12 protein-coding genes and 1 pseudogene are annotated in these 12,186 nt (G+C 65.9%); 7 read left to right on the plus strand and 6 right to left on the minus strand.

Going from position 1 to position 12,186, the window contains the following annotated elements; all coding sequences use genetic code 11:
* Positions 1-21: 21 nt before the first annotated feature.
* From MTY59_RS27925 to MTY59_RS08005, 5 genes and pseudogenes are all read left to right on the plus strand, one after another.
* Positions 22-135, plus strand: a pseudogene (locus tag MTY59_RS27925) (acyl-CoA thioesterase domain-containing protein); the annotation flags it as partial.
* A gap of 109 nt (positions 136-244) precedes the next feature.
* The gene (locus MTY59_RS27285; RefSeq protein ID WP_250160920.1) at positions 245-499 is read left to right on the plus strand and encodes a hotdog family protein; all 255 of its coding nucleotides are present in this window, start codon (positions 245-247) and stop codon (positions 497-499) included.
* 4 nt (positions 500-503) lie between these two features.
* Complete coding sequence (locus MTY59_RS07995) at positions 504-1,343, plus strand: enoyl-CoA hydratase (protein ID WP_221045184.1); 840 nt, start codon at positions 504-506, stop codon at positions 1,341-1,343.
* Between the two features lie 174 nt (positions 1,344-1,517).
* Entirely contained in the window at positions 1,518-2,027 is a 510-nt protein-coding gene (locus MTY59_RS08000) for a MarR family winged helix-turn-helix transcriptional regulator (protein WP_221045185.1), read from the plus strand.
* Positions 2,028-2,947: 920 nt separating this feature from the next.
* Positions 2,948-3,445 carry a Dps family protein gene (locus tag MTY59_RS08005; RefSeq protein ID WP_221046321.1) on the plus strand — a complete coding sequence of 166 codons (498 nt, stop codon included), beginning with the start codon at positions 2,948-2,950 and terminating at the stop codon, positions 3,443-3,445.
* 186 nt (positions 3,446-3,631) lie between these two features.
* Here MTY59_RS08005 and MTY59_RS08010 read toward each other — a convergent pair whose 3' ends face one another.
* Genes MTY59_RS08010 through MTY59_RS08025 form a run of 4 tightly spaced genes read right to left on the minus strand, consistent with a single transcriptional unit; the run spans position 3,632 to position 8,143 of the window.
* Positions 3,632-4,066, minus strand: coding sequence for a pyridoxamine 5'-phosphate oxidase family protein (locus MTY59_RS08010; protein WP_221045186.1), 435 nt, complete (start codon positions 4,064-4,066; stop codon positions 3,632-3,634).
* Between the two features lie 12 nt (positions 4,067-4,078).
* The gene (locus tag MTY59_RS08015; protein ID WP_221045187.1) at positions 4,079-5,713 is read right to left on the minus strand and encodes a class I adenylate-forming enzyme family protein; all 1,635 of its coding nucleotides are present in this window, start codon (positions 5,711-5,713) and stop codon (positions 4,079-4,081) included.
* A complete protein-coding gene (locus MTY59_RS08020) occupies positions 5,713-6,957 on the minus strand; it encodes a cytochrome P450 (protein WP_221045188.1) in 1,245 nt (414 codons plus the stop codon). The genes MTY59_RS08015 and MTY59_RS08020 overlap by 1 nt, the downstream gene beginning before the upstream one ends.
* A gap of 1 nt (position 6,958) precedes the next feature.
* Positions 6,959-8,143 (minus strand): amidohydrolase family protein, encoded by a 1,185-nt coding sequence (locus MTY59_RS08025; protein WP_221045189.1) that lies wholly within the window; start codon positions 8,141-8,143, stop codon positions 6,959-6,961.
* A 218-nt stretch (positions 8,144-8,361) separates the two neighbouring features.
* Here MTY59_RS08025 and MTY59_RS08030 point away from each other — a divergent pair, with 218 nt between their 5' ends.
* On the plus strand, positions 8,362-9,387 hold the full coding sequence (locus MTY59_RS08030; RefSeq protein WP_221045190.1) for an acyl-CoA dehydrogenase family protein: 1,026 nt from the start codon (positions 8,362-8,364) through the stop codon (positions 9,385-9,387).
* 4 nt (positions 9,388-9,391) lie between these two features.
* Positions 9,392-10,558 (plus strand): acyl-CoA dehydrogenase family protein, encoded by a 1,167-nt coding sequence (locus MTY59_RS08035; protein WP_221045191.1) that lies wholly within the window; start codon positions 9,392-9,394, stop codon positions 10,556-10,558.
* Positions 10,559-10,576: 18 nt separating this feature from the next.
* Here the strand turns inward: MTY59_RS08035 and MTY59_RS08040 are convergent, their stop codons facing one another.
* Entirely contained in the window at positions 10,577-11,371 is a 795-nt protein-coding gene (locus MTY59_RS08040) for an SDR family NAD(P)-dependent oxidoreductase (RefSeq protein ID WP_221045192.1), read from the minus strand.
* An 11-nt stretch (positions 11,372-11,382) separates the two neighbouring features.
* Entirely contained in the window at positions 11,383-12,147 is a 765-nt protein-coding gene (locus MTY59_RS08045; protein WP_221046322.1) for an SDR family NAD(P)-dependent oxidoreductase, read from the minus strand.
* Between the last annotated feature and the right edge of the window lie 39 nt (positions 12,148-12,186).

A 12,186-nucleotide genomic window follows, 5' to 3' on the forward strand; every position in this document is an offset into this window, starting at 1 on the left:
CGGATCTTCGGCGGACAAATCATGGCCCAGCTCATCGCGGCCGCCGCACCGCCAGGATCGGCCAAAGCGGTGAAGTCACTCCAGATCGCGTTTCCCCGCGCCGGACGCGCCGCTGACCCGCTGTACCTGGACCTGGAGCAAACCCACGACGGGCGCTCGCTGGGGCATCGGCGCGCGGTGGCTTGGCAGGACCGGCGATGGCCCGGATGTCGAGGACGCGGCGGGCGCGGACCTGGCGTTCTAGATGCGTTGCCCGGACTTCGCCGATACCGCGCTTGCCCAACCCGTGATTGCCGACATCTCGGACTGGCCGCTGATCGGCACCCTGCTCAGGTGTGCCCAGTCGTTCGACGCCGCACAGTGGCTTCGTGTGCAGATCCGGGGCGTGCGATTGGTCGGTGGCCGCGGCTTCGGCACCGCAGACGTTTACACCCAGTCCGGAACACCCGTCGCGTCGTTCGCGCAGGAAAGCGTCGTGAGGATCCCCCGAAAGGAATGAAGCCGTGACAGCTCAACACTTCGTCCGCTATGAGGTCGACGACCGGGTTGCAGTCATCACCCTGGACCGCCCTGAAGCCGCCAACGCACAAACCCCGGGAATCCTCAAGGATCTCGACGACGCTTGGCGACGCGCGGACGAGGATCCCGAGGTCCGGGTGATCGTTCTCCAGACCACCGGTAAGCACTTCTCCGCCGGACACGACATGTCCGGGACCGATCCTTCCGCCGACGGGCGCAGCCTGAGTCCTGCGCGCACCGACGGCAAGCTGCTCGCGGAGACCTACTACGACTGGGAGACTCGCGGCTACCTTGAGTACGCCAAGCGCTGGCGTGACGTCCCCAAGCCGTCCATCGCCGCGGTGCAGGGCAAGTGCATTGCGGCCGGGTTGATGCTGTGCTGGCCGTGCGATCTCATTGTCGCTGCGGACAACGCGCAGTTCTCCGACCCGGTCGGCCTGCTGGGCATCATGGGCGTCGAATACCACGCTCACACTTGGGAACTCGGGCCCCGCAAAGCCAAGGAGATGCTGTTCACCGCCGGTTCGGTGAGCGCCGAGGAGGCCCTACGATGCGGGATGGTCAACCACGTTGTGCCGCTGCAGGATTTATGCTCGGCCACAATCGCGCTCGCCCGTCGCGTCGCGCAGACCGACCCGTGGGCGCTGCGCATGGCCAAGCGGGCGGTCAACCACACCCTGGACACCATGGGTTTCTCGACGGCGATCGCGTCATGTTTCGACATGCATCATCTCGGCCACACCCGGGCGCTAGCCGCGACCAACGGGCAGACCGTCGTAATGGCCGACCTGGAACGGATGAAAGCCGCGGGCCGCGCCCGGTAACGGTGAGTAAGCCACCCGGTCGCGCCGGGGGTCGCAGGCGCTAACGTCGGCGGCAAGCCCTCGGTGCGAACCCGATGTTTTACTTGCTCGCGCGAACAGATATTACGTATCTTGGGACTCATGGCAGCTGGGAAGCCGGGCAGCAAGAGAGCACGAAGGACGAAGGTCGACGGGGTGACCCCGCTTAGCGCGGGTGAATCCAAGGTGATTCGCGCCTTACACCCGGGTTTTGCGACCATGATGCGGCAACTCGATGCTGACTTGCAGCACGAACATCGCATGTCGCACGCGGAATTCGTCGCGTTGATGTTCTTGTCCGAGGCTCCTGACCGTACGCTAGGGCTCAGCGAATTGGCTCGGCGCTGCCAGCAGTCGCTGAGTGCGATTAGCCGCACTATCGGGCGGATGGCGGCCGATGGGTTGGTCCGCCGTGAGCAGTCGTCCCAGGACGCCCGCGCTTACAACGCTGTGCTCACCGACGAAGGGCTCGCCCGATTGGAGCAAGCCGTCCCCACCCACGTCGTCAGCCTGCGTCGCCACCTATTCGATCACCTCGACGGTGTCGACCTCAAAGCCATCGGCAATGCATTCGAAAGCATCGCGGCCGCCGCGAGCGGAGACCCCCACATAGTTCCCGATCAACCGTCACCAGACACGCCGGTGGGGCGATACATCAGGGGCTGAACGGCTATGGCGCCCCGCCGGGTTGGCCTTACTCGCGTAGGGTTGGTTGACGCCGGAGGCGCCACAAGTTAGCGCACGACATCACAATGCTCTACGCGTTGCCGCCGCCAACCCCACGGGCGCCCCTCTGACCGCCACCGCGCGGAGCCGAATTCCGTTATATGGCGCCAAGGTGCGCTGATGCCGTCCGCGAGCACCGGTGACGTGAAGCGGTGGAGAGGATAATCGCCGCCGTGGTCGGCGCCCCGCCGGGGAGGCGCACGGCTTATCGGATCCGTTGTGCCGCGGCGACTTTAACCTTGACGTGGTTACCTGGGCTGGGTCGTTGGCGGCAGTCCCGGCAACGGGGCAGAGAGACCCGCCCGGATTCCCGACTCTATCCCTTCCGCCCGCTGGGCTGGGCTGGCGCCGGGTGGGGGTGTCTTCTGGCAGCTACAGCTGAGGCCGCCAAACGGGCCAGGAGGGTTGGTGCCGCCGATCGCGTTCGGGCCGGCGTTGGCAGGGGCTGCCCCAGCGATGGCGCCGAGAGCGATCGCAGCGCTAACCACTATTTTCGTGATCACTCGGCGGTGCTGACTGGTCATGTCATCTTCTTTCCTTGGGACGAACGGACGTCCCATCGCTGCGCCATCGGATTGCTTGCGCTAGCAAGCTTATGCTTGCTAGCGCGCACAAGCAAGCGGTTGCGCCTGCCCCCGTAGCGCGCAGCAGTGCGGTGCCGCCGCCGACGGCTCAGGAAGGCCAAGGCGGTCCGGGCCCGACCCGCGCCCTCGCCGGAAGTCGTTGCGGTCGACCCACGTGTGAGCGACGCCACCGTTCGGCGTCTGCGATCAGCGGTTGTTTGTTAACGCCGGGCAGGATATAGTTGCTAGCGCAAGCAAATTAACCCGAGAGGATCCTGACCTATGACCGCAGCCCCAATGACCTATCGGCGTGGAAATCGTCGTTTCGCTGACGACATCCAGAACTTCACGGCGTCCCCACAACTGGCCACCAACCTGCAGCGTGTGCTCGTCGACCTCGTTGAGCTGCACCTGCAAGGCAAGCAGGCGCACTGGAACGTCATCGGCTCCAACTTTCGCGACCTGCACCTGGAGCTGGACGAGCTCGTTGACACCGCCCGCGAGGCCAGCGACACCGTTGCCGAACGGATGCGTGCCCTTGACGCCGTTCCCGACGGCCGGTCCGACACGGTCGCAGCGACAACGAGCCTGCCGCAGCTTCCGGGCACCGAGATGAACACCGGCGACGTCGTCGATTTGGTGACCACACAGACGTACGCAACGGTGGACACCATTCGTGACGTGCACGACGCCGTCGACGCCGAGGACCCCAGCACGAGCGATCTGCTCCACGAGATCATCGACTCACTGGAGAAGCTCGCCTGGATGATCAAGTCCGAGAACCGCAAGATTTAACGAGGCGCACCGGGCGCCGGCTCCACGTCGGTCTGCTGAGCGAGTCAGCGCCTGCGGCGCGATACGCCGATCCGTTCGCCGACGATTCTCAGACTTCCCGACCAAGCCGCCAAACCGAATGTCCCACTGCCCCTTTCGCGTTGACCTGATTGCGACGAGCCGGGCTGATCGGGTTTTGGGAGCTGACTATCGGCGGAGCATTCGCTTGCTGTCAAAGCTGTTCCACGCCTGCGGACGAAGCTCGATGACGACGCGGTCCTGTCGCGCCAACACCGCGGCGTCTAGGCCGGTCATTCTGCAGAATTTCGGGTAGAACCATTCGGCTGTGGACACGTCATCGTGCACGACTGCCAACGTCCGGGCACTTACCATCCGGCCATGGCCGACTGGTTTACCTGCGCTGGAAACCGCGACCGTGCTCCGGGGGTCAGCGATTAAGCAGTCGACCCGGGGACGGTCGCGGAAGGACGTCACCCAGAACGCATCGCGCTCAAACACGAAGGTCAGGAATGCCGACACCGGCCAACCGTCGCTGTTGAGCCAGGCGACGCTGCATTCGTTCTGCACTGCGAGAAACTGCGTTCGCTCGTCATCAGTTAGACGGAAGGCTGCGAAATCCATGGCCTTGCTTTCCTAGTCAAGACGAAGCCGGTCCCTCGTCAACAGCCTGATCAGCCCCTGGCGGTCGAGCTTGCCGGTGGGCAGCATCGGTACCTTGCTCTCGGCGAGGATGGCGATGACGGTCGGCACCTTGAATCCGGAGAGGTTGGCGCGGGCATGCGCGGCGACGGCGTCGGTGGACAACTGGGCGCCGTGCGCGGGCACGACGGCGGCTCCGACAACCTCGCCGCGAACGGGGTGGGGCAGCGCCACGACGAAGCTGTGCAACACGCCGGGCATAGCGTCCAGGACCGATTCGACCTCTGCCGGAGAGACATTGGACCCCGCGGTTTTGATCAGGGTGCTGGCGCGACCGGTGAAGTGCAGATGGCCGGCGTCGTCGAACCATCCACGGTCCCCTGTGTCATACCAACCGTCGGCCGTGAACACGTCGTGGCGTTCGTGCTTGTAGATCCCGCTCATCAAGATCTGGCCGCGTACGTGGATCTGGCCCTCTTGCCCCGGTGGCGCCTCGAGGCCAGCGGCATCCACAATCCGGTGCTGCACGAGCCCGGGCAGTGGGATCCCCCAGGAGCCGCGCCGTTCTGGGGGCAGGGGAGTGTCGGGCACCTCGACCATGGTGTGCGGGCCGCCGGTTTCGGTCATGCCGAGCAGGTTCGGGGTCAGCTCGGGTTCGCTGGGTCGACGTTCGGGCGGCAGCGCTTGCAGCATCGTGCCGCCCCGGACGCTGGACAGGTCGCGCTTGGCGAAGTCTGGGTGATCGGCCATGGCCTGGCTGGCCTGCGCCCAGCATGAGATGAAGGTGGCCCGCTCCCGTTCCAGCAGCGCCAGCGTGGCTCCGGGTTCAAAAACATCTTGGGCCAGGATTGCGGCTCCCGTCGAGAGTGCTTGCAGCACAACCATGGTCAGCCCACCCACCCAGAAGAACGGCATCGGGGAGTAGATGCGATCGGTGGAAGTGACGCCGCGATGCTGCGCCAGGATCGCCGCGTGGCGCACCACACTGCCGTGGGTGTGCGCGACGGATTTCGGTAGCGCGGTGGTCCCGGACGTCGTGACCAGGACGAGCTCGTCGGCGGGTCGGACCTCGTGTTCAGCCGGGCCGGACAGGGGCGCGACCGGGCCGGTGCTACCTGGCCACGGCGTTGCCCACGCGTGTTCGGAGTCCGGCCAGACGTGCACCCGGCGCAGATAGGGCACATCGGTCAGAGCGATCGCCGCGCCACCGTCGGCTAAGCTCGGTAACGCATCCGCGACCCGGGCGACGAGGTCGTGGCCGGCGATCGACCGGCCCATCAATAGCACCTGAGTGTCGGTGTGGCGCAACAGCCGAGCGAGTTCGGCTCCTGGGGCGAAGGTCGACAACGGGACCGTGAGCGCGCCGATGCGTGCCGCGGCCAACCACGCGATGAGCCACTGGGCGCAGTTGGGAAACAGGATGCCGACGCGGGTTCCCTTGCCCACGCCCGACGCCAGCAGCGCATCGGCGAGTGCCCTGGATTGCGCGTCGGCCTCGGCGAAACTCAGCCGCTCGAAGTCGGTGACCAGGAACTCGCCGTCAGGCTCGGCGCGCCGCCGTGCCAGCAGCTCGGGGACACTGCCCGGCAGCCTGGGGAACGAGTCAGACGCGGTGCGCGCCGCGGCCATCAGCCGACGTGCACCGGAATATGGGAGTAGCCGGCCACATTGGACATCGTCACCCGCCGCAACCCGTCGGTGTCCACCGTGAACCGCGGCCAGCGCTCGCGGATCGCGTGCCAGGCGACCCGAGTCTCGAGCCGCGCCAACCAGGAGCCCAGGCAGCTGTGCGCGCCATACCCGAAAGCCAGGGTGGTCGAGCCGCCCCGCCTGATATCGAACGCGTCGGGCTTGTCGTAGGCCCGCGGGTCGCGGGTCGCGGCCCCGGTAACCAGCAGCGTCGGAGAGCCCGCCGGGATGGTGCCGCCGTCGAGTACCACCTCACGGGTGGTGAACCGGCCCTGATACTGCGAGGGCGGGTTCAGCCGCAGCATCTCCTCGATCGCGCCGGGGATCAGCCCGGGATCGGCGAGCACCAACTCCCATTGATCCGGATTGTGATGTAAAGCCATGGTGCCGTTGCCAATTAGCTTGGTAACCGTTTCACTGCCCGCCGCCGCGATCAGCACCGCGAACGTCGCGATGTCCTCGTCGGTGAGCCGATGCGTCATCCCGGTGTCGTCCTCGTAGGTCGCGTCCACCAGCCTGCTGATGATCAGGTCGTCGGGCTGGCGGCGTTTCTCCTTGGACAGCTCCAGGAAGTAAGCGTTCATCGCCATCGAGTCGGCGACGCCACTCTCGGTGGCGAAGGGGTTGTTCGGCTCGCGGTGCAGGAACCCGTCGGTCCAATGCCGGATCTGCTGGCGCTCTCCCGGGGGGACGCCGAGCATTGAGGAGATGATTTCGACCGGAAACAGCGCCGCGAAGTCGGCCACTATATCGAAATTGTCTCTGCCACTTAGGGCGTCGACATAAGTGGTGACGACCTCGGACACCAGCGGCTCCAGGTTGGCGATCGCCGCCTTTGTGAATACCTGACGGACGAGCTTGCGAAGCAGTTCGTGCTCGGGCGGATCCATGACGATCAACATCTTGAGTTCGTCGAATCTGTGGCGCATCGACAGTGCGTCCAGTGTGACGCCGTAGGCGCTGCTGAACGTCTCCCAGTCGCGGTGGGCGGCAACGACATCCTCATTCCGGGTCAGCGCGTAGAAGTCCCATCGCTCGCTGTAGTAGACCGGCGCCTCGTCACGCATCCAGCGGTAGGTCTCGTAGGGGTCGTCGAAGAAGCTGTCGGAATACGGATTGAACTCCATCGGGGAGCCGTCCTCGCGTGGCTTAGTGGCCGGTCCCGCGCCGCGGTCAGTCGACATCTCAGGCGTCTATCCGCATCATGTTCGACAGCGTGCCGCCCATCACCATGGCGATCTCGGCGTCGCTCAGCTCCGGGTGTCGTTCGGGGTAGCTCAGCGGGTCGGCCAGGCCCTCGGGATGCGGGTAGTCCGAGCCGAAGAACAGGTGATCGATCGGCACCAGCTTTGCGAGTTCGGCGACGTTCTCCTCCCAGAAGGGATTGAAGTAAATGCAGCGTTGGATGGCTTCGACCGGATCCTCGCTGTAGAGCTGCGGCATCTTCTTGCGGGTGTCCCTGAGGTTCTCCAGTAGCCGCGGCAACCAGGTGGTTCCGTTCTCCACCATGCCAATACGAAGTTCGGGGAACCGCGTCAGGAGCCCGTGGCAGGCCAGCGCGGCGACGGCGTCCTCGGCCGGGTTGCGGGCCAGGCTGTAGTAGGAGCGGAACGGCGAAGGCTGGAACGGGCGGAACTCGCCAGAGCCCTCCCAGTCGTTGGCGTAACGCGAATAGCCGCTGTCCGACGCGTGCATGATGACCAGCACGCCGGTCTCGACGACCCGCTTCCAGAACGGGTCGAATTCGGGGAGGGCGAATGACCGCGGTCCGTGCAGCCCGGGTACCGGCGCCGGCCGGATGAGGATGGCGCGGGCGCCACGCTCGACCACCCAGTTCAGCTCGTCGATGGCCTTCTCGACGATGGGCAAGGTGATGATCGGCGTGGTGAAGATGCGGCCCTTGTAGTCGAACTGCCAAGTCTCGTGCAGCCACTCGTTCAGGGCGTGAATGATCGTGTGGGTCGCCTCGGGGTGCTCCCGGAAGCGTTCTTCCACCAGGCTCGCCAGTGTCGGGTACATCATCGATTTGTCGATGCCCTGTTCGTCCAGCAATGCCAAGCGGGGCCCCGGCTCACGGAACGCCGGGGTCGACTCGATCGCTTTCCCCAGAATCTCGCGGTGCGACTTTCCTTCGGGGTTGCCGTTGTGGAAGTAGTCCTCCTGGGCGCCCGGGGCGGCGACCTTGTCGAAAGTCGGGTTGGGGATGTAGTCGCTGATCTGCCCCAAGGTGGCGATCTTGGTGCGTCCGTCTACTTCGACGTACCGGATCGCGCCGTGGTACTCGGGCGGCAGGAACTTGGTGAGCGCATCGCGTGTCTCGTACATGTGGTTATCGCCATCGAAGACCGGATAGCCCAATCGCGACGTCATTGAAATCCTCCTCGTGCCTCGCCATACCTGCATTGCAGAACGGTCACTACTCAACACTACGACAATAAGATGTGCGATTGACTATAGCACCGAGTGCGTAAAAAGAGGATATGCATTTCCTTTTTCGTCGTACATCCGTCCGTTTCCGGGTAACGTGCTTCTGTAGCGGCGCTCGCGGGTTGCCGATATCGAGGGCTTGCGGTTGCGAGGAGGTATAGGTGGATCTATCGCTGACGCGGGAGCAGCGCGCTGTCCGCGATGCATTCGCGGCCTTGTTCGGAAAACAGGCCACGCCAGAGCGGGTGCGCGGTGCCGAAGCCACCGGTTTCGACCTGCTCCTGTGGCGGCACTACGCCGATGTCGGTGCGCTGGGTATCGGAGTGCCCTCGGACTGTGGGGGAGGGGACGGCGGCCTCCTCGAATTGGCATTGGCGGCCGAGGAAGCCGGCCGGCGCCTCGCGCCGATCCCCGTCGCCGAGACCGCGGCCGCGGCGCGGTTGCTGGGTCGGTTGCGTGAGAAGGAGCTGCTGGGGCCGGTGCTGAACGGATCGATCATCGTGTCACTGGCCACCCGGCCCTGCCCGCCCACGCAGCAGTGGTTGGTCGACGGCGCAATCGCCGATGCTGTGCTGGCTCTCGACGGAGACGCCCTGATCTACATGAACCGCCCGGATGGCCTGCCCAAGGCCGCGCACCGCAACCTCGGCGGACTATCGCTGGCCCAGTGGCGCACCCCGGGCGCAATCACCGTCCTCGCCCAAGGCAGTGAGGCGTGCGCGATTTTCGACACTGCCCTCGACGAAGTACGCGTGCTACGCGCGTCCGCGCTGGTCGGGTTGGCTTCGGAGGCCGTGGCAATCGGGTCCCGGTACGCGATCGTGCGCGAAGCATTCGGCCAGCCGATCGGGATGTACCAAGCGGTCGCGCATCCGTTCGCCGACGCAGTCGCCGGCCTGGATGGCGCCCAGTTGTTGGTCCGTAAGGCCTGTTGGGCAATGGATTCCGCGCAAGACGACGCTGGCGCCCTGGCTGCGATGGCATTCGTATTCGCCGCCGAAACGGCGTATCACGCGACGACGCACAGTCTGCACGTGCACGGCGGCTACGGGTTTATGGAGGAGTACGACATTCAGCTCTACTACCGCAGGGCCAAGGCGTGGGCAGCCGCGTTCGCCGACCCGCGGCGCGAGCTGCTCACCGTCGCCGACCGGCGTTTCGGCCCCGTGACAACCGAAAGTCGGTGACTCGATGGACTTCAGCGAACCCGAGAACTGGGCCCGAATCCGCCGCGAGGCAGAGGAATTCACCGCCGAGCACGTCACTCGGGACGTGATCGAGCACGAGCGCCGAAACGGCGACGGTGTTGATCGCGCGCTCACCCGGAAGTTGGGAGAGCGCGGCTGGATCGCATCAGGGTGGCCGGTCGAGGAGGGCGGCGCAGGACTGGATTCGTTCGAGGCGGCCGCGCTGTGGAACGCGTTGCGCAAAGGGGGTGTGCCGACGGCCGGCCCGGGCACGACGATGCTGCCGGCCAACGCCATCCGCGCCACCGGGTCCGAGGAACTCAAGGCCAGAATCCTGCCTGGCGTCGCAGCGGGTGAGGTTCTGATTTGCCTGGGCTACACCGAGCCCGCAGGCGGTTCGGACGTGTTCGCCTGCGCGACCCGTTCTGAGCGCGACGGCGACGAATGGGTTGTCAACGGGCAAAAGATCTTCACGACGTTTGCCCATCTTGCCGATTATTGCTTCCTGCTCACCCGCTCCCAGCCCGGTTCAGCGGGGTCACGCGGCCTGACGATGCTTCTGGTACCGCTGGATACGCCCGGTATCGAGATCCAGGCGGTGCGCACCATGGGTCACGAGCGCACCAACATCGTGTTCTACAACGATGTGCGAGTAGCCGATGCGAACCGAGTCGGTGAGCCACACGAGGGCTTCGCGGTGATGCGGGCGGCGCTCGAGGCCGAACAGAATGTTGCGCCCGGTTCGCGCACGGGTTGGGTCGCCGACGATGCGCTGGAGTTCGCCCGCACGCACCGCGGCCCCGACGGTGCAGCGCTGATCGCCGACGTCCTGGTTCGCGAACGCCTGGCCCGGATGGCGATGGAAGCCGAGGTGGCCGACCTGTTGGACCTACGGGTAGCCTTCCTGGACGCGGAGGGGGAGAAGCCGGGCCCGGTGTCGGCGCTGTTCGGCCCGGAAAGCTACGTGCGCGCGTCGGCCGCGGCGATCGACATTTCGGGGGCCGAAGGCATGATCGACTGGACCGATCCGCACACGGCGGTGGACGGCGGCCTGGACGCGCACTACCGCAGCGCCGTCGCGTCGACGATCTACGGCGGCTCCAGCGAGGTGCTGCGCAGCCTCATCGTGGAGAACCGGCTGGGCTTTCCGCGCAGCCGTCCCCGTCGGTGACCGAGAAAGGCAACGCGCTCAAAGGAAATCGCTGCCACCGTCGACGTTGATGTGGGCGCCGGTCATATACGTGTTGTCCGGTGAGGCGCAGAATGCGATGACGGCGGCAACTTCGTGCGGTAGCCCGAGCCGACCCAGGTCCACCGACATGCCGTGACCGCGGCCCAACAATCCGAAGGCGCCCACCGGGTCATTCGTCGCAATCCCGGCGGAGGCGAGCACCGGTCGCGCCCAATCGGTAAGGATCGGCCCCGGGGCGACGGCGTTGACCAAGATGGCATCGCCGGCGAGACTGCGAGCGAGGTTTTTCGTCACGCTGAGGAGCGCGCTCTTGGCCGCGGTGTAGCTCACCAATCCCGCAGACTGGTGCTGCACCGACATCGCCGTCACGTTCACCACCCGGGCCCACTCCGCGGCTCGCAGCAGCGGCAAGGCCGCACGCATACACCGAACCGCCGACAACACGCCCTGGTCGAACGCCGCCGTCCACTCCGCGTCGCCCAAGTCCTCAAACCGACCTGCCCCCGTCGGCCCGGCGGCGTTGACCAGCACGTTGAGTCCGCCCCAGTGCGCGCCAACCGTGGCAAAGATTGCGTCGACGTCCGACGCCGAAGTCAGATCCCCGTTCAACGCCAGCACCTCCGGGCTGCCGGCGTCCGCCAATGTCGTTTCGGTCTCCTTCAGCCGGGCTTCGTCCCTGCCGATGACGCCCACCCGCGCGCCCTGTTCGGCCAGGCACAAGGCCGTCGCCAGCCCGATGCCGCGGGTGCCCCCCGCGATCACCGCGGTGGCATCAGCGAATCCAAGGTCCACGACGTCCGCCGTTACTTCGCTGCGAACCGTTGGCCGGCGTCTAGGCGGATTACCGTGCCGTTGAGCATTTGGTTTTCGACGATGGCGATTGCCAGGGCGGCGTACTCGTCGGGCCGGCCCATCCGACGCGGAAAGGCGGCGTCGCGAGTCAGCTCGTCAGCCATTTCCTCCGGAATTCGCGATGTAATTCCCGTCGCGAACAGGCTCGGTGCGACGGCCGTAACGCGGATGCCGAGGCTGCCCAGGTCACGCGCCATGGTCAAGGTCATGCCGGCGATCGCGGCCTTCGCGGCGCTGTAGGCGACCTGTCCGATCTGCCCTTCGAACGCCGCGATCGAGGAGGTGTTCACGAGGACGCCCCGCTCGTTGTCGTCGGGCTCGTTTCGACTCATGTGCCAAGCCTGTAACCGGTTCAGGTTGAAAGTGGCGATCAGGTTGAGCTCGATCACGGACCGGAAGGCGTCCAAGGCGTGAGGTCCGTTCCTGGACAGCGTGCGCGCCGATATCCCGCCCCCGGCCGTGTTGACCGCGATGTGCAGTGCACCCAAGTTCTCGACGGCCGCCGCCAGCGCGGTCTCCACGCCGTCGCTGTCGGTCACGTTGCACGGGTAAAACGACGCTCCACCACCCAATTCCCTGGCCACCGCGGCCGCGTCCGACGTAGGCAGGTCCAGCAGTGCGACTCGTGCGCCCCGCTCTGCCAGCCGTTGGGCAGTCGCCCGTCCCATGCCCGAGGCGCCTCCGACGACCACCGCGGCGTTGTCCTTGACTTTCACGGGGCCCCCGTCTGCAGTCACGAATGATTATCCTCTTAC

It is taken from the genome of Mycobacterium senriense (genome assembly GCF_019668465.1).
Taxonomy (GTDB): domain Bacteria; phylum Actinomycetota; class Actinomycetes; order Mycobacteriales; family Mycobacteriaceae; genus Mycobacterium; species Mycobacterium senriense.